The organism is Algoriphagus marinus, from assembly GCF_001936475.1.
Classification (GTDB): Bacteria; Bacteroidota; Bacteroidia; order Cytophagales; family Cyclobacteriaceae; genus Algoriphagus; species Algoriphagus marinus.
The window spans coordinates 58302-81560 of record NZ_MSPQ01000006.1 but is presented as its reverse complement, the minus strand read 5'-3'; the positions used below and the strand labels follow the sequence as shown (position 1 = coordinate 81560).

General features: G+C 38.1%; 17 protein-coding genes and 1 riboswitch. Of the genes, 11 read left to right on the top strand and 6 right to left on the bottom strand.

Translation table 11 applies throughout. The features are described 5' to 3' along the window. Positions 1-22 precede the first annotated feature (22 nt). Positions 23-1378 carry an NfeD family protein gene (locus BVC88_RS10865; RefSeq protein ID WP_075350940.1) on the bottom strand — a complete coding sequence of 452 codons (1356 nt, stop codon included), beginning with the start codon at positions 1376-1378 and terminating at the stop codon, positions 23-25. Between the two features lie 157 nt (positions 1379-1535). Between BVC88_RS10865 and BVC88_RS10860 the strand changes: the two genes are divergently transcribed. The 3 genes from BVC88_RS10860 to BVC88_RS10850 all read left to right on the top strand — a co-directional run bounded on the left by BVC88_RS10860 (position 1536) and on the right by BVC88_RS10850 (position 4210). Next, the gene (locus BVC88_RS10860) at positions 1536-2750 is read left to right on the top strand and encodes a LysM peptidoglycan-binding domain-containing protein (protein WP_245803632.1); all 1215 of its coding nucleotides are present in this window, start codon (positions 1536-1538) and stop codon (positions 2748-2750) included. Between the two features lie 138 nt (positions 2751-2888). Then, a complete protein-coding gene (locus tag BVC88_RS10855; RefSeq protein ID WP_075350716.1) occupies positions 2889-3443 on the top strand; it encodes a hypothetical protein in 555 nt (184 codons plus the stop codon). Beyond that, entirely contained in the window at positions 3443-4210 is a 768-nt protein-coding gene (locus BVC88_RS10850) for a TIGR02757 family protein (RefSeq protein ID WP_075350938.1), read from the top strand. The genes BVC88_RS10855 and BVC88_RS10850 overlap by 1 nt, the downstream gene beginning before the upstream one ends. On the opposite strand, the gene BVC88_RS10845 is transcribed toward BVC88_RS10850, so the two are convergent. The 4 genes from BVC88_RS10845 to aceK all read right to left on the bottom strand — a co-directional run bounded on the left by BVC88_RS10845 (position 4207) and on the right by aceK (position 9794). Beyond that, positions 4207-5424 (bottom strand): ATP-grasp domain-containing protein, encoded by a 1218-nt coding sequence (locus BVC88_RS10845; RefSeq protein WP_075350715.1) that lies wholly within the window; start codon positions 5422-5424, stop codon positions 4207-4209. The genes BVC88_RS10850 and BVC88_RS10845 overlap by 4 nt on opposite strands. A 2-nt stretch (positions 5425-5426) precedes the next feature. Beyond that, complete coding sequence (locus BVC88_RS10840; RefSeq protein WP_075350714.1) at positions 5427-6851, bottom strand: leucyl aminopeptidase family protein; 1425 nt, start codon at positions 6849-6851, stop codon at positions 5427-5429. Between the two features lie 8 nt (positions 6852-6859). Then, entirely contained in the window at positions 6860-7990 is a 1131-nt protein-coding gene (locus tag BVC88_RS10835; protein WP_075350713.1) for an alpha/beta hydrolase, read from the bottom strand. Positions 7991-8066: 76 nt separating this feature from the next. Beyond that, complete coding sequence (aceK, locus tag BVC88_RS10830; RefSeq protein ID WP_075350712.1) at positions 8067-9794, bottom strand: bifunctional isocitrate dehydrogenase kinase/phosphatase; 1728 nt, start codon at positions 9792-9794, stop codon at positions 8067-8069. A 357-nt stretch (positions 9795-10151) separates the two neighbouring features. Here aceK and BVC88_RS10825 point away from each other — a divergent pair, with 357 nt between their 5' ends. From BVC88_RS10825 to BVC88_RS10810, 4 genes are read left to right on the top strand one after another with little or no spacing between them, the layout of a single operon-like run. After that, the gene (locus BVC88_RS10825; protein WP_075350711.1) at positions 10152-10790 is read left to right on the top strand and encodes a hypothetical protein; all 639 of its coding nucleotides are present in this window, start codon (positions 10152-10154) and stop codon (positions 10788-10790) included. 2 nt (positions 10791-10792) lie between these two features. Further along, entirely contained in the window at positions 10793-11431 is a 639-nt protein-coding gene (locus BVC88_RS10820) for an NUDIX hydrolase (protein ID WP_075350710.1), read from the top strand. A gap of 57 nt (positions 11432-11488) precedes the next feature. Beyond that, on the top strand, positions 11489-12739 hold the full coding sequence (locus BVC88_RS10815; protein WP_075350709.1) for a DUF819 family protein: 1251 nt from the start codon (positions 11489-11491) through the stop codon (positions 12737-12739). Beyond that, positions 12739-12981, top strand: coding sequence for a (2Fe-2S) ferredoxin domain-containing protein (locus BVC88_RS10810; protein WP_075350708.1), 243 nt, complete (start codon positions 12739-12741; stop codon positions 12979-12981). Before BVC88_RS10815 ends, BVC88_RS10810 begins: the two co-directional genes overlap by 1 nt. 21 nt (positions 12982-13002) lie before the next feature. On the opposite strand, the gene BVC88_RS10805 is transcribed toward BVC88_RS10810, so the two are convergent. Next, positions 13003-13323: a YbjQ family protein gene (locus BVC88_RS10805; RefSeq protein WP_075350707.1), complete on the bottom strand. Its 321-nt coding sequence runs from the start codon at positions 13321-13323 to the stop codon at positions 13003-13005. A 202-nt stretch (positions 13324-13525) separates the two neighbouring features. Here BVC88_RS10805 and BVC88_RS10800 point away from each other — a divergent pair, with 202 nt between their 5' ends. From BVC88_RS10800 to metH, 4 genes are all read left to right on the top strand, one after another. Next, a complete protein-coding gene (locus BVC88_RS10800; RefSeq protein ID WP_075350706.1) occupies positions 13526-17797 on the top strand; it encodes a PAS domain S-box protein in 4272 nt (1423 codons plus the stop codon). A 71-nt stretch (positions 17798-17868) separates the two neighbouring features. Next, positions 17869-19185, top strand: coding sequence for a hypothetical protein (locus BVC88_RS10795; protein ID WP_075350705.1), 1317 nt, complete (start codon positions 17869-17871; stop codon positions 19183-19185). Between the two features lie 88 nt (positions 19186-19273). Beyond that, a riboswitch (SAM riboswitch) is annotated at positions 19274-19374 on the top strand. 58 nt (positions 19375-19432) lie between these two features. Continuing rightward, a complete protein-coding gene (locus tag BVC88_RS10790; protein WP_075350937.1) occupies positions 19433-20485 on the top strand; it encodes a homocysteine S-methyltransferase family protein in 1053 nt (350 codons plus the stop codon). A 4-nt stretch (positions 20486-20489) separates the two neighbouring features. Continuing rightward, positions 20490-23192 (top strand): methionine synthase, encoded by a 2703-nt coding sequence (gene metH, locus BVC88_RS10785; protein ID WP_075350704.1) that lies wholly within the window; start codon positions 20490-20492, stop codon positions 23190-23192. The last annotated feature ends 67 nt before the right edge of the window (positions 23193-23259 follow it).

Below are 23259 nucleotides of genomic sequence, written 5' to 3'. Positions count from 1 at the left end.
GCGGTAAACTTACCAAAATCTCTCAAGCCTCCCACTTTTTTACTTTTAAGGATGTGCCTTCTGTGGAAATGACAATAACTTCTTCACCTTGATCTAAGAATTCTCCACGTGAATAAGCATCATAGATTTCCCCTTCGATTTCTACTCTTCCGCTTGGTCGGAGTCTTGAGTGTACTTTTCCTCTTTTCCCAGTCAATTCATTTGCATAAATACTGGAGGTAAATCCTTCAGATCGTTGTTGGGTATTAGCCAGTGTGACACCTCTGAATGCTCCCCATTCATTGACTTTTGGAGTTAACCAAAACACTAAACCAACAGAAGCAATTGAAGCGATAATTACCGTAAGTAATGCTCCAAATAGATCTTCCGCAGGAACAAACTGAAAATCGAAGTTTTGATTTGGAAGCATCCCAAGGACTAAGCCAGCCAAAATACATACAATACCAAGTACTCCAAAAATGCCAAAACCTGGAATTACAAACAGTTCTACAGCCAGTAAAATCACTCCTACAAAAAATACGATGATCTCCCAGTTTTCAGCTAATCCATTTAGATAAAAAGGAATGAAATATAGAATCACCGCTATGATTGATGCCGCGAGGGGAAAACCAATTCCAGGGGTTTGTAGCTCGAAATAAAGACCCCCAATAATGATCAGTATCAAAAATCCGCTAACTGCAGGACTAAGAAAAAATGAGATAATTTGTTCTGTTTGATCGGGCTCATAAGTGATCAATTCCGCGTTTTGTAGGTTTTGGGCTATCAGAATTTCCGAAATACTTGAATATTCTCCATCACAGAAGCCGTATTTTATGGCTTCAGAGACAGAAAATGTGATTACGGATCCTTCTTCCGATATTCCATCAATCTTGATTTTTTCATCCACCATTGCTTCTGCTATTTTAGGGTCTCTACCTTGAGCTTCAGCAGTGCTACGCATCATTGAGCGCATGTAAGATTGGTATTTGTCAGGCGCTGCGGCACCATCTGTTCCATTAACAACTGTAGCGGCACCAATGCTAGCACCCGGGGCCATGTAGATGCTGTCTGTTGCAATAGATATCAAAGCGCCAGCCGAAGCTGCGTCCTTATTGATAAAGACATAAATCGGAATTGGACTTTCTAAAATCATGGTTCGGATGTCATCCGCATCATTTACAGCGCCGCCGTAGGTATCCATTTCGATTATGATGAGATCAGCATCTTCCTCTTTTGCTTTTTCCAAAGCGATTTTCACTCTTCTATTCATCCCAGGATCGATATCTTTATCGATCTTGAATGTGAAGATTTTATTTATTTCCTGTGAATTAACCTGGCTAAGACCGATTGAGGAAAGGGAAAGCAATAGAATAAGTAATGCACTTAGATTTTTTTTCATTTTTGGAGCTATCATTCTAGGCGGATAAGATACAAAATCATCTGCTAAACTGACTTTTTTTATGAATTCAGGTTTACATAGTTTTAAGCAATTCTAAATTCTAGCTTTGTTTTCTAGCATAATTCTTGCACCCTTAACTTTTAGAAAATAATTTTAAATGAAACTTAGAGTAGCCCCAAATTTTCAAATTCTTATGAGATTCAGATCAACTTACCTCTGGTCATTTTGCATAGCCATTACATTGTTTTTATCATTTTCAATGAGTTCTTCAGCTTCCACAATTGATTCGGTAGGAGTGGAGAAAGTTGGAGATCAATCATATATCCTCCATGAAGTAGAACCGAAAGAAACACTTTTTGGAATTTCCAGAAGATACCAAGCTCCTGTTGGGGATATTGTTAATGCAAATGCGGCCCTAAAGCAAGGATTGAAAATCGGTCAGACAATTCGAGTTCCTTTTATCCCGAAGTCTGAATTACCGGCAGGTGCGGTATTGCACAAAGTTGTTCCTGGGGAGACTCTTTTTTCGATTTCTAAAAAGTATGGTGTTTCTGTAAATGAAATAATGGCTTCCAATGAACTTAAAGGGAACGACCTCAGTGTTGGTCAGCCTTTAGTGATTCAAAAACCAGTAGTAGCGGAGGCTAAACCCGTTCCGGTTTCTACACCATCAGTAACTACCGTGGCTACCCCAAAAGCTGAAACTCCTAAACCTGTCAAAGAAGAAAAAGTGAAGACTGAACCTAAGCAGGTAAGTCCAAAACCAGAAACATCAAAACCTTCAGCTCCAAGATCTGAAGCAATTCGTTCGTCATCGGAGTCTGCAAAACCAAACACTACTCCAATAGTGCCAGGAGATTGGATGTCTCACACTGTAAAGTCTGATGAAACCTTGTTTTCTATTGCAAGTCAATATGGTGCTCGGGTGGAAGATTTGATTACTTGGAATGCATTGACATCAAATAATCTCGCTCCAGGCCAAGTTCTTAAAGTAGGTAGAGGTGCACCGGAAGAGTCCAAAGTTCCTATAGTCGGTACTCCAAAAGTAGTTTCCAGTGTTGAAGAAATGAATATAGAACCAACTGCTGAAAATACATCTGGCGGCTTTAAAAATGTAAAAGAAACTGGCCAAGCTGAATTGATTGAAGGCACGGGAGGTCATAAGAAGTACTTAGTGTTACATCGCACAGCGCCAATTGGTACGATCATGCGAGTAAAAAATGAAGAGAACGATGTGACAATCTTTGCTCGTGTCGTTGGAGTGCTTCCTGAGACTGGTGATAATTCCAAATTAGTCATCAAGCTCTCTCAAGCTGCTTTTGATCAACTTAAAGCTGTGAATGGAAGGTTTCCTGTTGAAGTCATGTATTGAAGAGATTAAATGATATTATGTGAAAAGGTCAGCTCTAGGCTGACCTTTTTATTTTTTTGGAGATCAATCAGGTTTCAAAATAACTTCCTTTTTTACTTTCCGATCAATAGTTCTAATTTTGACATTAGTTACAACACAATGAATCGACTCCAACTTATATTTCACCATGTTTTTAGATTTATCTGGAATCTGATATTTATCATATCTTATCCAGTCTTGGCGAGCTTTGGATTGATTTTTATCGGGATCACGTATGTGTTTTCGTTGCTTTCAGGTTTTCTGGCTCGAATCAAACCTGAGGGGAAGACTGTAGTGCTAAAAGAGTCTGAATGGGAAAGCCTGCCTCATTCGGCTGATTTGTTTGAGGCGAAGCTCGTCAAACAGATTATGTTTGGCCCATCAGGATTTAAACTTCGTAGGAAAGACGGGGTGCCTTCTGTTCTCTCTGATTTTGTTTTTGGAAAAAAAGTCCGGGTTATAGATGAAGGGTTTATTCTTGAAAAATGGAATTCGATTGAATCAAAAGATCTTCCTGATTTTGATATTTGTCTGTATAATCCAGATGAAGACTCATTAAAATCCCTGACTAATATAAAGTGCTTTGATTGGCATGTTTCAGAAAAAGTTGAAAATGAACTTTCCTTCAAGTGGTTTGACGGAACCCAGGGAGGTGAAGTTAAAGTAGCACTTTGATGAAAGACTTGAAGGGTTTCTTAGACGAAAAAGTCGAAGAGTATAATCGTCCTGGATTCATCACACTTGATCCGATCTCGATTCCACATCAATTTTCCAAAAAAGAGGATATTGAAATCACCGGTTTTATTGCGGCGATTTTGGCTTGGGGTCAGCGAAAAACAATCATAAATAAATGTCAGGAGTTGTTTCAATTGATGGATAATGACCCTCATCAGTTCATTATTCACCATAAGGAGTCAGATCTTAGGCCTTTTTTAAGTTTCAAGCATCGGACATTTAATGATATCGATACCCTGTATTTCATCCATTTTTTTAACTGGTTTTACAAAAAGCACACTTCACTGGAAGAAGCTTTTTTGATCGGTCAAACAGGGGCTCAGGATTCAATGTTTTCCATTTTGGAACAATTCCATGAATTCTTTTTTTCGATACCTGACGCGCCTAATCGTACTAAAAAACACATCGCAACGCCAAAGCGAAAGGCAGCCTGCAAGCGAATCAATATGTTTTTAAGATGGATGGTGCGTTCTGATGATAAGGGAGTGGATTTTGGTATTTGGCAAAAAATAAAACCATCCCAATTGATCTGCCCATGTGATTTACATGTAGACCGAGTGGGTAGAAAGCTTGGTTTGATCACCAGAAAACAAACTGATTGGCAGACAGCAGTAGAATTAACCGAAAAACTTCGGGACTTTGATCCCGAAGATCCAGTTAAATACGATTTTGCCTTATTTGGGCTAGGAGTAGAAGAGAAGTTTTAATGAAATTTCTTCACTTCTGGTGCATTAGCAACAGTAGAGAACTCATCTGCTATCCGTACAGCATAGCTATCAAGAAGTTCCATGACACGATTTTGATTTTTGGATTTAACGATCAATCCCGCATGGTATTCCAAAGGAACTCTGAAATAGACTTCTTCATCATCAAAACTACTCAGATCGGGATGCTCATATTTAGAGAGTGTAAGAAGAATACCAGCGTAGTTTTTTGAAACTTTTGGCATCGTGTATTTAGTGTTCTTTGCAAGAGAATCTTCTATTTTAGCCCATTCTGCCCATAGATTAACTCCTGTTGCTGCTTCCACCATTTCTGCAAGGTGAGCACCTCCAACTCTGGATGAAGTCTCTAAAAAATAGATCTCTCCATCTTCTTTGGATTTTATGAATTCAGTATGCGTAGCACCGGATTTCATACCGAATGCTTTCATGATTTCTGCGTTTGCCTTTTTGATCTTTTTCTCATCATCTGATCCGTATTTCAAATTAGCAGACCTGAAGATTCCTCCTCCTTGTGAGATTTCCATAGGTGTTGATAGGTATTTTGATACAGCACAAAAAATGTTTTTCCCATCAAGCATTAGTCCATCTGCGTGATAGACATCGCCCGGTTTAAATTGCTCTACTAGATAGTATAGTCTATTGTCGCCAAGTTTATGGATGTTTTCCCAAAGTGATTCCTTATTCTCCACCTTAATGATTCCATGTGCTGAGGCCTCAGATCTGGGTTTTAACACCCATGGGGCAGGAATATGATCTGCATATTGGTTGATGTCATCGTCGTTGAAAAGCGGGGAAAAAGGAGGGACTTTGATTCCAGAATCCTGAGCTTTGATCCGCATAGCCAATTTATCCCTGAAGAACCGACCTGTGGTTTGACCCATGCCCGGAATTCGAAGGTTTTCTCGTAGATAAGTTGCTTTTTCTACATCATAATCATCCAAAGCAATGATGCTTTCGATTTTGTGATTTTTCATCAAACCCCCAACTCCCTTCATCAGTAAATCCAAATCCCAATCAAGGTCTTGTCCAGGCATATAAAACACATCATCGATGTATTCAAAAGCCCAAGGTTGGTCTTTCAATTTTTCTGAAGTAATCAAAAAGACCCGATTACCTTGTTTTTTCAAGGCTATTAGAAATGCATTTCCCTTAAAAAAATTTGAAATGCAGAGAAAGGTTTTGCCACTTTGATCCATGATTACAATTGATTTTCGATGAATTTAAGTAATAAATGAACGCCAAATGCAGTTCCTGATTTTGTTTTTGAAAATTCTGTATCACCATAAGCTACACCAGCAATATCTAAATGTGCCCAAGATGGGTGTTCGTGAATGAATGCTTCTAAAAACTTTGCAGCTGTAATTGCCCCTGCTATTGGTTTGCCGTGGTAATTCTTTATATCGGCAATTTCACTATCCATTTCCTTTCGGTAGTTTTCCCACATTGGAAGGGGCCATACTTTCTCAAAAGTCTCCAAGCCTGCTTTTTGGAGGTTGTTTGAAAGGTCTTCGGAATTAGAAAACAATGCCCCACACTCATAGCCAAAAGTCGCTACGCTGCTTCCAGTTAAAGTAGCCAAATCAATGACTTGATCTATTGCATAATTTTGAACTAGATAGGAGAGTCCATCTGCTAAAATCAATCTGCCTTCCGCATCAGTATCGATCACTTCAATACTTAGTCCGGCATGACTTTGAATCACTTCACTTGGCAGATAGGCATCTTTATCCACCGCATTTTCTACTGCAGGGACTATACTCGTCAGATTAATTGGAAGATTGAGATCTACAATTAATTGGGTAGTGGCTAGGACTGCTGCTGCACCACCCATATCCGACTTCATGTGAACCATGCCTTGGGTCTTGATATTTAGCCCACCTGTATCAAAAGTGACCCCTTTGCCTACTAGACCAAGATGGAATTTTGCTTTTGGATGTCGATGTTCAAGGATGATGAATTTTGGTGCTTTCGCACTTCCTCTAGATACCGCAAGAAATGCGTCTAAACGTTCGGACTTTGCTTTTTTCTGGTCAAAAATTATTGCTTTTAAACCATTTTTTCCCTCTAGTTTTTTAGCCCAATCAGCTAGAAAAGTCGGTGTAAGTACATTTGGAGGCAAATCCACCAATTTGAAGGCTTCGATTTTGGCATTTGAGATTTTTTCAGCCCGGTCTACTATTAGGTGAATTGATTCAATGCTGGACTTTACTTCCACTTTTAAATCCCGGAAATCCTTCTTTTTGTCTTTTTCCCGTTTGAAAAAATCAATTGAATAGCCTCCTAGGGAAAAGCCGATTAGAGCAGATTCGATCAACTTAGAATCTAAATCCTGTGAAAAATCTAATGTGACTTTGTCTTGAATAATTTCAGCATTTTTAGAAAGAATTCTTCTAAAGCTTTTTTCAACTTCATTGATTTCTTGATCTTCTCCCAATCCAACCAATAAAACCAATTGATCATGATGTTGAAGTAGATAAGTGCTGTCTTTTTTTCCTGAGAATACTGAAGGGTGAACATCCAACCCAAACTTGGATGGTAAGATGTCAGCAGCCGAGTTTTCAAAAATGGGAATGATTCTAAGGGATGATTTGGAAGAAGTACTTCCGCTTAATTCAAATATCATATTTCGTTTTAGTCAGGGCTATTACTGAAAAATAGCCATTCAATCGCTTTTGGAAACTCATCGCTCCAATAAATTTCATTGTGTTTGCCTTCCATATTGATACTTAGCCTGACCTTCATTTTACCTTGGAGACTTTCTCTTTTCAGCAATCTTTTTCTCAGCTTGGTGACATGGGATACCATTGTGTCACTCTCATCTCCGCCGGCATATAAGTAAAGCCTGGTCTCCAAAGGCTCAAAGAAATCCATAAAACCTAATTTGATCTTTGGAATTACCCAAAGGGAAGGCGAAAAAACCATCAACTTCCCGAAAACTTCGGGGTAAATCAAACCCGAGAAAATGCTTACTAAACCACCCATTGAGCTCCCGCCTATTCCTGTAAACTCCCGTTCTGGTTTTGTTCGAAAGGTTTTATCTACAAAAGGCTTTAAGGTATCAGTCAAAAATCTGATGTATTGCTTTCCATTTCCTGTTCCGAGCAGCGTTCTGCCGACATTGTATTCCTGAATTCGTTCTGACTCAGCGTGCTCGACAGCTACCACGATGACCTTTCCAATTCCATAATCAGACATGACTGCTAGCTTTTTGTCAATTTGCCAGTTGCCAAAATCTGCATTTTCATTAAATAAATTTTGAGCATCCTGTAGATAAAGGACTGGATAAGATTCGGTAGAAGTTTCGTAATCATGAGGGAGCAAAGCCCAGATTTTTCGAGTCTTATTGAGTTGAGGGATTTCAAATTCTTCAGAAATCAGGTGAATTTTAGGAAGTTGACTGGGTCGATAGGGCAACCAGTTCTTCCTCCACTTGGCTACTTTTTCAATCCGTTCTAGATTGTCGTCATTCCAATGTCTATTTGGAGTTTTATTGCCGTAGCGATCGATTTCTACTTCCGACCAATCACCTTTTGTAAATTTGTAAATGAGCTCCTTTTGAAATTCTTTTCCTTCAGGAAATGTAAATTCATACTTTCCTTTGGAAACTTTTCTCATTAAAAAACGGAAATCTTGAGTAGTCCACTGATTGAAATTCCCGGAAATGTAAACAGGACGATCATCATCTTCTGAGGTATGGAGAATGAGTTTCCTTACTTTCTTTAATTTTTTGGAATCTATATGTACAGGGGAATCAGTATTCATGTTTGGGGGATTGCGGACTTAAGCCGAGATGCAAAAATAAACTTTCCCAGCTTAAAGTCCCTAAAAACATTAGCTGTTAGATTTTTTGTTCGGGGCGAAACCTAATTTCCTCTGGATAAGGGTAAGCATGGATCAACTCTCCGGAAGCAATTCTTTTCTGGATTTGCTTCCAATGTTCTGCATCAAAAAGTTCTTCATGATACTGAATGAATTCATCTTTGATATCCCTACGACCAATCATCCAGCGTTTAAAATCTTCAGGAAACACATCATTTTTTGCAATGGTGTACCAAGGCTCAGGAGCATAGATTTGTTCATAGGTTTCTGCTTTAGGCTTTTTCCTAAAATTCATATCTGAAAGAAACTCGATTTCATCGTAATCATAAAATATCACTCGCTTCTGCCGCGTAAGACCAAAATTTTTGGTCATCATATCCCCTGGGAAAATATTAGCCTGAGCTAATTGGAGGATTGATCTTCCATAATCTTTAGCCACGCTTATTCCATCTTCTTTTGTACAATTCTCCAGAAATATGTTTAAAGGAATCATCTTACGTTCAGTATATAGATGCTTGATTATCAATTGATCATTTTCGATAGAAATTAAAGAATTTACTGTATTTCGAAGTTCTTGCAGTAGCTCTTTACTGATTCTGTTTAGGGGGATAGCAAAGTATTCAAACTCGTGTGTATCTGCCATCCTTCCCACACGATCATGCAATGATACCAACTTATATTTCTCCCTGACCTCTTGCCTGGTCATACTTTTTGGAGGTTCAAAATGATCTTTGATCAGTTTAAATACAAGGTTTAAAGAGGGGAGAGTGAATACCGTCATGACCATTCCTTTGATACCTGGGGCGATTTCAAAATTATCACTGCTTTGATCAAGATGAATTAAGAAATCTCGGTACAGGAGCGTCTTTCCGTGTTTATTAAAACCTAAGGCGTTATACAGTTCGTGTGTTTTTTTATGCGGAATCACGGATCTTAAAAAGGCAATGATTTGGGAAGGTTTTTTTGCCTCTACCATGAAATAGGATCGAGTGAAACTGAAGATATTACTCATCATGTGCGGGTCAAAAATCAAGGTATCTACAAAGATTCCTTTGGGACCATTCATCATGGGAATAATAAAGGGCATCCATTTATGTCCCAAATAGGTTCTTCCGACAAGGTATGCTGCCTTATTACGATAGAATACTGATTTTAGAATTTGGGTTTTGGTGTCAGGAGATACATTGTATCTGCTTAGAATGACTTCTTTTACACTTTGGATCAGATACTTGACATCTTGCTCTTTGTCCATGTATGGGGTTCCAAAGTCATAATCTTCCAAGATTTTTCGAATTATTTTTTCTAATCCCCAAGAAGAAGGGTAAGTCCTTATTAAATCACTGTTGTCGGGAATGTCATAAGCATCGAATCCCTCCATGACAAACATGAATTCTTCATTGACTACTGTTTTTGGAAGGATTTTGCGTACGACCGAATTGAAAAAAGTCTCGGCTAGTTCCACATTATACATTTCTGCGATAAGTTTGGAGTAGTGACTTTTCACATAGACCCAGCTTGCAGGTTCTGTGGCATGTTGTTTTAAAATCTCCATGCACTCCTTAGCTAGTGGAATGAGTAGGTCTTTATACAATCGTAATCTTTGGCGATGATTGATTTGAGTTTCGATCCAATTTCGTTCTCGGAAATGAATGGGGGCAAGACTGGTGTAGGTGTTAAAAAAAACCATGTAGGATTTAAAACCCTTGAGGATTTTTTCGGCTAGGATGATGGCAAGTTTTTGTGGCATTTTCCTTTTAAGTAAGATGCTTGAGGAAATCTTTAAAGTTGGTGAAAATTTTCTAGCCTTCTAAAAAATAAAATTTCGATCCAAAAATGCGTTTTAAACAACATTTTGGTAGGGAAAATAAAATTTCGAAAATCTTTCGCAATCGATTGTTTGGAGTATTAGTAAACATTTTCTACTTTTCGAAAGTATTCAATTCAGAATATCTACAATAGGTTTAATAGGTTTGAGAGCAGGAAAAGGTCGGGATTATATCCTGGCCTTTTTTGATTTTTAGAGGCTGGGAGTTAGCTTGAGTTTACAAAAAATATATTTATGAGGGTTCCTAAATCATCCTTTAAATTTTCAAGGTTTTTTTTGATGGTTGTTGTTTTACAACTTGGTTGTACTGGCACTTCTTCTGATGAAGAGGCTAACACAAATGAAATTCAACTTGAAGAGGATAAAATATCTAAGATGAAGAATCAACTAGATATAACTTTAGCTCAAAAGGAATCTTGGTATACCCATTGGAAAAACATTTTAGGTCCTTTTGATTCTTCAGATTTTGAACTTGTCATGACGGATTCTATAGATCCTATGGAAATGCCAGAACGTAATCCTATTCTGTCTGATGATCCATTGTTTCCATATCAATATTCTCATCCTAATGGAAATGGCACCATGGATATTTACAGTTATAAAATAGAAGCTCAGGAATCTTTGGAAACCCCTTTTTTGAATCCAGATTCCGAAGTAATCTGGTATCGTGCCGATGGTATGAAAGAGCGTCTTTTATTTATGGGTCCTTCTGGTATGTTTGAAGAAGGTGAATGGCTGAATGAGGATGAATTCATCGTTTTGGGATATTTTCAGGAGGAGACAGGTTTCCGTCCAATGGCTTGGATAATAAATATTGCTACGCATCGAATTGCTCATTTCAATCTTTCAAAATTGTCTAAGACATATGAAGCAGATTCGTATATCGATCAAAAAATCAAACAAGTTTCCTTGAATTAAAAATGGAATTTGATCTTGCGATAGAATTACTTCAAAAAGGTTTGAAAAAGCCACTTCCGGGTCAGATTGCCCAAAAATCCATGTCGCCTCTTCCTATTGATCCGAAAAGATTTGATTTTAAATTTTCTGAAAACCCAAGAAAAGGCGCTGTTTTGATTTTCATTTACCCGGAGGAAGGAAGAGCTTTTTTTCCATTGATCAAACGCCCTACCTATGCGGGTGTGCATAGCGGACAGATTGCATTTCCAGGTGGTAAAATGGAGCCAGAAGATGAAAGCTTAAGTATCACTGCCATGCGTGAAGCTTGGGAAGAGGTTGGGATTTTACCAGAAGAAGTAAAACTTATTGGTCCTATTTCAGATCTATTTGTTCCTGCGAGCAATTTTTTGGTAAGTCCTATTATCGGGTATTCTGAAAAGAAGCCGCTGTTTATTCCCGAACTTAAAGAGGTGGATCGAATCATTGAAACTCCTCTTGAACTTTTGCTTCGTTTGGAAACAAGGAAGCAGAGAACTTTAGAGGTTGGTGGTAAAATTAAGCTAGATGCACCATACTTTGACATCGAAGATGAGATAGTCTGGGGAGCTACTGCTATGATTTTAGGTGAGTTTCTTCAAGTTTTGGAAAACGGAAGAGGTTGAATTTTTGGGGAATTTGATCTTTTGTTGGTATTGTTGCAGACCTAAAAAGTTATCGGCATGGAAGAAACTCCCTTATTTACCAATGATGCGGTAGTCTTTGGATTATTAATGGCAACACTTGCCTTGATCTTTGCTACCTCATCAAGCAATTCTACTTTTTGGAGAAAGTTTTATTCGGTAGTGCCGACAGTTTTATTGTGCTACTTTATTCCTGCATTATTCAATTCCTTCGGATGGATATCAGGAGAGGCTTCAGGGCTTTATAGAATGGCAAGTCGATACTTATTACCCGCTTCGCTTGTTTTATTCACGATCAGTATCGATATCAAAGGAATCTTAAAACTTGGGCCAAAAGCGCTAACGATGTTTCTGGCTGGTTCATTTGGGATCATGATCGGAGGTCCGTTGGCCTTGCTGACGGTGGGGTTTGTTTTTCCTGAATTACTTGGAGGGAATGGTCCCGATGAAGTTTGGCGTGGACTTTCCACTATTGCAGGATCTTGGATTGGCGGTGGAGCAAATCAAACAGCGATGCTTAAAGTATTTGAACCTAGCAATGCTTTGTTTAGCCAAATGATTGCTGTGGATGTATTAGTAGCTAATCTTTGGACAGCTGTATTACTTTATTGGGCAGCCAAACCTGAAAAAATAGATCGTTTTTTCAAAGCCGATACCACAGCTATTTATGAGTTAAGGGATAAAATTGCCGATTTTAGAAAAGGTATTATGAAAATCCCAAGCCTTTCTGATACGATGATTATTCTTGGAGTTGGTTTTGGGGTGACTGGAGTTGCAACTTTAATGGCTGATTTTATTGCTCCTTATATTGAAGTTAATCATCCAGAGCTTGCCCAGTACTCACTCGATTCCTCCTTTTTCTGGATTGTAGTGATTGCAACTACCGTAGGTCTAGGCCTTTCTTTCACCAAGGCCCGAATGTTGGAAGGGGCAGGAGCTTCGCGTTTGGGTAGTGTATTGTTGTATGTATTGGTGGCAACGATCGGAATGCAAATGGATTTGGGAGCCATCTTTGATAATCCACTGCTATTTCTAGTGGGGATAGTATGGATGGTCTTTCATATTTTGATTATGCTTATTGTGGCTTATGTAATTAAGGCGCCATTTTTCTATGTGGCTGTTGGTTCTCAGGCCAATGTAGGAGGTGCTGCTTCAGCTCCTATTGTGGCGTCAGCCTTTGATTCCTCACTGGCTCCAGTTGGAGTTTTATTAGCAGTTTTAGGATATGCCGTCGGGACTTATGGTGCTTATTTGTGTGGATTGATGATGCAGTTTGTTTCGGGAATGTAATGAAGTTGAAAAGGCAATTAATTTTTATTTGTAATGGGTCAGATTGTAAAAAGTCTGGTTCTAAAACAATTTCGAAAGATGTAAAAGAAGCGGCCAAAACTGAGCCTTTGAAGGGGGCATGCAAAATCATAAAGACAAAATGCATGGATATGTGTAAATCTGCTCCAGTGGTGATCGTAAACGAGCATTTCTTTAAAAAAACAAATTCTCAAAAAATAATCTTGGAACTAAAAAAGTCCTGAATTTCAGGACTTTTTTAGTTTTTATAACTTAGTAGTTTTGACAGCAGTACCACTTGCGGTGACCATCAACATACCATCTCTGATAGTTTCATAATCAAGGTCAATTCCAATAATTGCGTTTGCCCCAAATGTGCGTGCTTGCATTTCCATTTCGGCCATCGCTGTAGCCTTTGCTTCTCGAAGTACCCGCTCATAGGCGGATGATCTTCCTCCTACGATATCTGTGATGCTTGCAAAAAAGTCCTTGAATACATTTGCCCCGATGATAGTTTCTCCTGAGACTATTCCTAAGTAGGTGTCAACACGATATCCATCAAGGGAGTTTGTGGTTGTAACGATCATTTTATTTAGTTAAAGGTTGGAAAATAATTCTACTTGTTTCACGCTAAAGGATCCTTGATTGTTTCCCCTACATTCGATTTCTGTAAAAAAAGACACATTTTAAGTTTTTTTATCTGTGCTGTCTTTGAAATACTTCTAAAAATTTACATTTTTAGTTCCTTTTTCGGGAAAGTTGAATGATGAATAATTTTTAATTTGCTTGATGGCTGATTTGAATCAATTTGATATTTCAAGCTTCTTTGATGAATTGCAGGATCCTGTGTTTCTCATTGATTCTGATGAAATCATCTATAAGAACAAATATTTTCACTCGAATTTTCAAGACATTTCAGATTCTTGGCGTGAATTGTTTACCAATTTAAAGCTTCAAGGTGTATTGAATGATTTTTTTGAAAAAGGAGATCGTCCCAATATTTTCGCCATTAAATCACTCATTGACAATCGTGGGGATTCCCATCAATACGAGTGGAATTTCACAAATCTTCCTTCAAGTTTTCAAAGTAGATTTTTAATTGTAAAAGGGAGGAAAGTTAAATTTTTTACGGAAGGTCAAAACGAAGATTACTTTGAGGATTCTGGGTTTAATCTCGGTGAAGAGCTTCGGTACATTCAAAGTATTCTCAACAATAGTCATGACCTAATCGCAATTCTCGATAAGGATGGTAACTATAATTTCATTAGTTCTGCGGTTGCAGAAAAATTAGGGTTTCCGGCCGAGGCTATTATCGGAAAGAACTACAAGGATTTTATAGAAAGAGGAGTTATCGAAATTGTCAAAGGAGATTTCAAGGAAATACTTATTCATAATAAAGAAGTGAATATTGATTTTTGGATTAATAAGCAGGATGGATCACGTATTTATTTGGAGAGTTATGCCAAAAATCTTTTGAACCACCCACAGATTCAGGGGGTAATATTCAGCGCGAGGGATATCACTGAATATGTTCTCACGGATCTTTCGTTACAAAGAAGATTTGAAATCGAGAATTTGATCAATCAAATTTCAAGTCTTTTAATAAATGCGCCGATTTTAAATATTGAGATCCTTTTTAAAGATTCAATAGCTCGGTTCGGAGAATTTTTGCGTGCTAATAAATGCGAGGTTTATATCTACAATAAAGATTTCAAAAGTTTTGATTTACTCTCGAATTGGAATTCACTTACTGAAAATGCAAATGCATCGACTGATTTTTTTCTCCTGGGAAAAGTAAAATTAATCCTTGATGAACTTAAGGAAGGGAGAGTCAAGCTCATTAAAAATGAGGATTCCTCTTCTCTTTGCGTTCCTATGATTTCTGGTTCGAAGCTTTTGGGGTTCATTGTTTTGGATTTAAAAACGGTGCATTCGAATGAGGATGAATTTCAAGTTTTCAGACAGTTGGGAGATCTTTTGGGGGGAGCCTATCGAGGCAGCCAAATGACTAAGAAGATCGAGCGAAATGAAAGTTTATTGGCAAATACAGAGTTGCTTTCAAAATCTGGATCTTGGACCTATAGTACTGCAAAAAAGGTGTTTTTCATGTCAGGTGGATTATCCAGTATTTTTGGATACGGTGAGAAACCTTCGGTACGTGAATTCACTTCTTTAATAAAAAAGTTAGAAAAACCCGGAAGATCAGCTTTTGTACAAAATCTCAAGAAGGCGATTGAAGATGAAGGAAAAACTTCTGGAGAGTTTATTGTATTAAGTGAAGATGATAAACAAGTATTCATTAGCTATGAGATCGAAGCTCGAAGAGATTTTCTTACACAAGGATTGGAAGTTTATGGTTTTTGTACAGACATTTCTCATAAGAGAGCCTCAGAAGATTATCTTAAACTTCAATCTCAGATTTTAGCTCAAGTTGCTGATCCAATTATAGTTACAGATACTTTTCTAAATGTTATTTATTTGAATGAAGCTGCTATTCAACTTTGTTGTCCAGAAACAGCAGATGGTTATAGAGGTCAAATCAGTGAATTGGTAACCCTGAAATTCAACTCCGAGCTTGATCTAAACTCTATTGTTCAGGACTTAGAAATCGGTACGGTATGGAAGCAAGAAGGTAAAATTAGAACAAGACATACTGCTCAGACCCCATTTGAAATTACAATCCAAGCCTTTACTTCAGCATCTAACGAAAAAGTTGGGTTTTCTTTTATCTACAGAAATTTAACCGAAAAATATGAAAGCGAAAAGCTTTCTAAACGAGTGCAGCTTATTGTTGAAAACAGTCCTGCAGTAATATTTAGAGTGGATCCTGAAAAAGCATATCAGATTCTATACATCTCTGATAATATAAATCAGTTTGGCTACAGTGCTGTTGATCTTATTAAATCAAAAGTTTCGTTTTTAGATTTACTTCATCCTGAAGATTCGGGCAGAATTAATCAATTCATATCAGAGAATCCAAATGAAAATGGCATTTCTTCTTTTTCAGGTGAATATAGAGTGAAAAAACCCGATGGGTCTTATGCTTGGGTAGAGGATAAAACTAGAGACGTATTTGATGAAAATGGCAAAATAATTTACCACGAGGGGTTATTTCAAGATATTACGGATCGAAAAAATCTTGAAATTTTCAAAGAAGAGCGTGATAAACAATATCGTGTTTTAGCTTCCAATATCCCTGGGACAAATATTTTTCTTTTGGATAAAACCAGAAAATACATTCTAGCGGAAGGAACCAATTTTGATCATTGGGGTATGAAGAGGGAGGATTTTGAAGGCAAATACCTATCTGAGATTTCGCTCACTAATTTGGAGGAATTAAATCAGCTATTGGATCGGGTGTATCACCACAGGGAAATTGTTGACACTGAATTTTTCTTTAAAGGAAGATATTTTCATCGCACAATTAGGCCAATCATTGAAAATGGGGAGGTGGAATTTGCGCTTTCAATCGTTAGGGATATTAATGAGGAGTTTCAAGCTAAGGAAAACCTCTTGCGCTCTGAAGAAAAGTATAGAACGTTGGTTGAGGAATCGACTGAAATTATTTTTTCGCTATCAGATACATTTCAATTAGAATATGTATCCCCAAATGTCTCTCAATTTTTAGGCTATGTTTCTGAAGAAGTATTGGGTCAAAGTATTTTTGAGTATTTGAATTCCGAGGATTTAGATGTTTTTCAGAACATGCTTGGTCATAACAAGAATATTCTTGATGAATACCAATTTTTGGAATTTAGACTTAGACACAAGAATGGAGAGTATAAAGTGTTTAGCTCTAATGGAAGGATGATTGAATCCAAAAATGGCTCTAAACGCTCATACACCGGTATTGCAAGAGATATTTCTAAACTGAAAGAAGCTCAAAAAGAACTTCTGATGGCGAAAGAAAGAGCTGAGCAGGCTTCTTTAGTAAAGTCACAGTTTCTTTCAGTGATGAGTCATGAAATTCGAACACCAATGAATGCTGTCATTGGTTTGTCACATTTTTTAATGGAGGAGGATCCAAGACCAGATCAATTAGAAAATCTTCGAACACTCCAGTTTTCAGCTGAGAATTTGATGGGTTTGATCAATGATATATTGGATTTCAATAAAATTGATTCAGGAAAATTGGAATTAGAGCGTGTTTCTTTTGATCTGAGAAACGTCATTAATAGGATTTTACATTCGCACAGTTTTCAAGCAAATGAAAAATCCTTAAAAATCACTTCCGAGATTGATGGACAGATTCCTCAAGAACTAATTGGTGATCCAGTGCGTGTGGGGCAAATCGTCAACAATCTGATCTCTAACGCGATCAAATTTACCGACAAAGGTTTTGTTAGTATACAGCTTCAACTTGAAAAGAGAGAAGGTGCCAAAGCTTCTATTTTGTTTAGATTTGTAGATTCTGGGATAGGAATCCCCGAGAATAAATCTGAAAGTATTTTTGAAGCTTTTACACAGGCTTCGTCCTCGACTACCAGAAAATATGGGGGAACTGGACTCGGATTGGCAATTGTAAAACGATTAGTTGAAATTCATGGGGGAGAAATAAAATTGAAGTCAAAACCAAACGAGGGGAGTACATTTGAGTTTATTCTTGAATTTGAAACTACTGAGGATAACACAAAATTGCTTAAAAATGAAAAATCCATGTCTCCAAAATCATTACAAGAAGCATCTATCTTAGTTGCTGAAGACAATGCTGTAAATCAAATTCTACTTAAAAAGTTTCTCACAAAATGGAATGCGGGGAATCTAGTTTTGACTTCCGACGGGGGAGAAGCGCTTGAAGAATTTGAAAAGGGCAATTTCAATTTAGTGCTATTGGATTTGCAAATGCCCGTTTTAGATGGATTCTCAGTTGCTAGAGCTATAAGAAGTCATAATGACCCGAGTAAAAGAAATATTCCGATTTTGGTTTTAACAGCGACAACACTTCAGGAAATAAAAGCTGAAATGGAAGAAATAGGGATTAACGATTTTGTGCCTAAACCTTTTACGCCAGAGGATTTATACGATAAATTAAGTCAATATCTGCCGACAAAAAATTCTTAAAAATTCGATTTAGCACTAATTTTGCCTAGTTGGATCTATAAAATGACCCACATAGAAAATCGAATTTCTTAATGCAGCTTATTTTTAGACTATTTCTACTCGTTTTTACCTTTTTGAGTTTCCATCCTGTCTCAGGTCAAAGACTTGTTGCCAAAAGATCCTCAATCTATGTTGTTGCGGGTACATCCGGGGCCAAGCTGAATCAGTTTGATAAACTCTTGGAGGAAAGAGGATTGTCAGGTTTATTAAACCGTTACCAAACTATTGGACTCGGAACCCAGACTCGAATTAATGATTTTGTTTTAGGACTTGAACTCTTTCACAACCAAGGGAAAAGAAGTCAATTTGATGATTTTACGCTTAGTTATCGAACTTCGAGAGCACTTCTGAATATTGGATACTCTTTTACCGAGGAATCTAGATTTCAATTAATCCACTATATGTCCCTTGGTGTAGGATTTTTGAATTTTCAGATGATGCCTACTGAAAGACCTAGTAACCTTGAGGTTTTTCTAGGTGATCCTGAGAAGGGCTTTATTCTTCGAGAAAAAGATATCCAAAAAGGAACTCAGAATTACGGGAATTTTCTCACGGAAATCGGGTTTCAGTTAAGTTATGATTTTGATCTACCCGGTAGACCAGAGGCACTTCAGATCCTAACAAAAGTTGGTTATTCTTTTAGTCCTTTTGAAGGTAAATGGGAATTGAATGGGATCTCATTTGATAATACTCAAAGTGGCGCTTTTTTAAGAGTTGGAGCAGGAATATCACTTCCAGACCGTAATTTTTTCTACAAAGATGCGGGGATTGGGGTTTACCTCATCAGAGGAGTTCATTTTACCAATGCAAGTCGGTTGAACCAAGAACTTGAGAAGGCGGGTTTTTCTGCATTGGATGGTATGCCTTCAAATTGGGGACTTCGGATTCTCGGAAATACAGAAAAATTGCTCTACGGAGCAGAGGTATTTAATCTTGCATTGTCAGGAAATGCTTCCTCTCTAAAAAGTCATAGTCTAAATAGTTTAAGAATTTATGCGAATGGGGGTTATAAATTCTTCCAGTTTAAAAACCTAGGGATTGGTGGATTGACGGGTTTGGGATTTGGCAATATCCGCTATTCACTTTTGACCAACCAAAAACCAGATTTCCCCGAACTTTTTGAAGAGCGAACATTTGATGGATATCTAAGGAATACAGGTTTGATGCTTAAGCCTGAGGTCTTTGCCGAGTATGGAATCCCAATGACAAAACGAAAATATTTTGATTTAATGCTTTCCGCATCTTTTGGGTATGAAGTTCCTATAGGAAATTACCGTTTGGGAGAGTTGGATATGGTCGATTTCATGGCAGGTTCGTATTTGACTTTTGGAATAGGAATCAGGCCATAAATACATAGTTTGTTATTTTTTAATGCTTTTTCTAATCCATTTCCACTAAATAGACGGATTTATTAGTAAAATGATATTACCTTTACATTGCTTATCGAGAAAGACCGAGGGAAGGGCCCTATGACGTCTTAGCAACCTAAATTAAAGGTGCTAACTCCCATTCCGGAATTAACCGGAAACAGATGAGCGGACAAGTACTTGTACTTTTATCCGTGTTTTGCTCGATAAGCTTTTTGAAAAAAGAACTATGCAAAACAGAACGGAACTTCTTCTTCAACAACTTTCTAAGAAAATCCTAATCCTGGATGGTGCTATGGGTACCATGATTCAGCGGTATAAGTTGGAGGAAAATGATTTTAGAACTCCGGATTTAAAGGACCATCCCAAACCTCTTAAAGGTAATAATGACCTTCTCTCTTTAAGCCGGCCGGATATTATTAAAGACATCCATAGAGAATACTTAAAAGCAGGTGCCGATATAATCGAAACGAATACCTTTTCGGGAACATCTATTGCCCAAGAGGATTACAAATTAGGGCATTTGGCTTATGCTATCAATTTTGAATCTGCGAAAATAGCTCGGGAAGTAGCCGATGAGTTTACTTTAAAAAATCCCAATCAACCAAGGTTTGTAGCGGGAGCTGTTGGACCAACCAATCGGACAGCATCACTTTCGCCGGATGTGAATGATCCGGGATATCGGGCAATTACTTTTGACCAGCTCGCCGAAGCTTATGCTGAGCAAGTAAATGGGCTATTGGATGGAGGTGCCGACATTATTTTGGTTGAGACTATTTTTGATACGCTAAATGCTAAAGCAGCACTTTTTGCTATTCAAGATGTTTTTGAAAAGCGGGGTATTCCATTGGATCCGAAGGAAGGAGGAATTCCAATTATGATTTCCGGTACTATCACAGATGCATCTGGACGAACACTTTCAGGTCAGACAACAGAGGCCTTCCTGATTTCTGTTTCGCATGTCCCTTTGCTTTCAGTGGGCTTGAATTGTGCACTTGGAGCCAAAGAACTACGTCCATATTTAAAAGTCTTAGCGCAAAAAGCACCATTTTTTGTAAGTGCATATCCTAATGCAGGTTTGCCTAATGAATTTGGACAATATGATCAAGGTGCCAATGAGATGGCAGATCAAGTGCGTGAGTTTTTGAAAGAAGGAATGCTAAATATTTTGGGAGGCTGTTGCGGCACAACTCCTGAACATATTTCAGCACTTTCAACTATGGCAGCGGGTTTTCAACCTAGAAAACTTGAATTAAATGAGGTAGAAGAACAGTTGGATTGAGCGTATGAAAACCAATAATTATTTAAAACTTTCTGGCTTAGAGCCCTTGATTTTTACTCCGGAGTTGAATTTTGTCAACATAGGAGAGCGAACAAATATTACCGGATCAAAGAAGTTTGCGAGATTAATTCTTGACGGGAATTATGACGAAGCGCTTGAAGTAGCACTTGACCAGGTAAGGGGAGGAGCTCAGATTTTGGATGTCTGTATGGATGAGGGGATGCTGGATGGAGAATTTGCGATGAATAAATTTCTGAATCTTATCGCTTCAGAACCTGAAATCAGCCGTATTCCGATCATGATTGATAGCTCAAAGTGGAGCATCATTTTAGCAGGCTTGAAATGCGTTCAGGGAAAAGGAATAGTAAACTCTATTTCATTGAAGAATGGAGAGGAGGAGTTTATACAGCAAGCGAAGACTATTAAGAAATTTGGAGCTGCCGTAGTAGTGATGGCTTTTGATGAAAAAGGTCAGGCTGACACCTATGAACGAAGAATTCAAATCTGTGAGCGAAGCTATAGGGTTCTGGTTGACGTTGTAAAATTCAATCCACAAGACATCATTTTTGATCCAAATATCTTTCCAGTAGCTACTGGTATGGAAGAGCATAAAAGGAATGCCTTAGATTTTTTCTTGGCAACTAAATGGATCAAAGAAAACCTGCCCGGAGCAAAAGTTTCTGGTGGGGTTAGTAATGTGAGCTTTTCTTTTCGGGGCAATAATCCTGTCAGAGAGGCAATGCATGCAGCCTTTCTTTACCATGCGATTCATCATGGGATGGATATGGGAATCGTCAATCCTACTATGCTGGAAGTCTATGACGATATACCTAAGGATTTGCTTGAGCGGGTTGAAGATGTGCTTTTTGACAGAAAAGAGGATGCTACAGAACGACTCTTGGATTTTGCAGAAACGGTAAAATCATCAGGAAAAAAGGAAATTGCGAATGAGGCTTGGAGATCTGATCCCGTATCAAAACGAATTGAGCATGCTTTGGTAAAAGGGATTTTGGATTACATCATCGAGGATACTGAGGAGGCTAGGCTTCTATTGCAAAACCCACTTCATGTGATCGAAGGTCCCCTGATGGATGGGATGAATGTTGTTGGCGATCTTTTTGGGGAGGGTAAAATGTTTTTACCTCAAGTGGTGAAATCTGCTAGGGTGATGAAAAAGGCAGTAGCCTATTTAGAGCCTTTTATGCCTTTACCAGAAGAAGGTCAGGAAGCTTCATCATTAAAGAAAATTTTACTCGCAACAGTAAAAGGTGATGTGCATGATATCGGTAAAAATATCGTAGGAGTAGTTTTGTCTTGCAACAGTTATCAAATCATCGATTTGGGTGTTATGGTGGATGCGCAGAAGATTATAGATGAAGCGATTAAAAGTAAAGTGGATATCATTGGATTGAGTGGATTAATTACTCCTTCGCTGGATGAGATGGTTAATGTGGCTTCGGAGATGGAGCGACAAGGATTGACTATTCCGCTTTTGATTGGTGGAGCTACAACGTCAAGAATCCATACTGCTGTGAAAATTGATCCAGTCTATTCTGGGATTGTGATCCATGTGACTGATGCCAGTAAATCTGTTCCAATTGCAGGGGAAACAATTTCTGAGGAAACAAAGGAGCCATACAAAGTAAAACTCAAAGAGACGTATCGCCAACTTAGAATTGAGCATGAGGCCAAACAATCGGTGAAGCAATTGATTTCTTATGAGGAAGCAAAATCGAATCCTGTGGACATTGACTGGTCAACAAATACACCTGTAAAACCAACTCAACTTGGAAAAACCATTCTGGAAGATTTGGACTTATCTGTTTTAAGAAAATACATAGATTGGACTCCGTTCTTTAGTACTTGGATGCTGAGTGGGAAATATCCCAAAATCCTAGAAGATCCTATTATAGGTTTGGAAGCGAAGAAGCTATTTTCGGATGCGAATGAAATGTTGGATCAATTGATTGAGGAAAGGTGGATTTCTGCCAAAGCAGTGTTTGGAATTTTTCCTGTGAAAAGAATTAATGATGATGCCCTTGTATTTGAATCTAATGACTCAACTAATTCGATTGGCAAGTTTCACTTTTTGCGCCAGCAAGGAAAGAAAGGGAAAGGAGTTCCCAATCGATCACTTGCAGACTACATTCATCCAAATCAGGAAGATTACCTGGGATGTTTTGCAGTGACATCAGGCTTAGGTATGGAGACGAAGTTGGCTGAATTCCAGGCTGATGGAGATGATTACAATGATATTTTATTCAAGGCCCTTGCTGACCGATTGGCAGAGGCGGCTGCGGAATATGTTCATGAATTAGTACGTAAGGAATATTGGGGGTATGCAAAAAATGAATCTTTAGACAATGAAAGTTTGGTTAGAGAAGAATACTTAGGAATTCGACCTGCTCCAGGATATCCCGCCTGTCCTGAGCATTCGGAAAAAGAAACTATTTTCAATTTGTTGGAGGTTGAAAATTCTATTGGAATCTCACTGACTTCCAGTTATGCCATGTATCCCACTTCTTCAGTTTCCGGATTTTATTTTGGGAATCCAGAAAGTAAATACTTTGGATTAGGTAAAATCGGAGCAGACCAAGTGGCAAGTTATGCTGAGCGAAAGGGAATCAGTATTCGAGAAGCTGAACGATTACTGTCTCCAAACCTTGCATATACACCAACATTATCGATTTCAGAATCAGTTTTATGAAATCGAGCATGGCTAAAAAGTCAAACACTAGGATGATTATATTCTGCGAGATTCCATATGGCCTTTA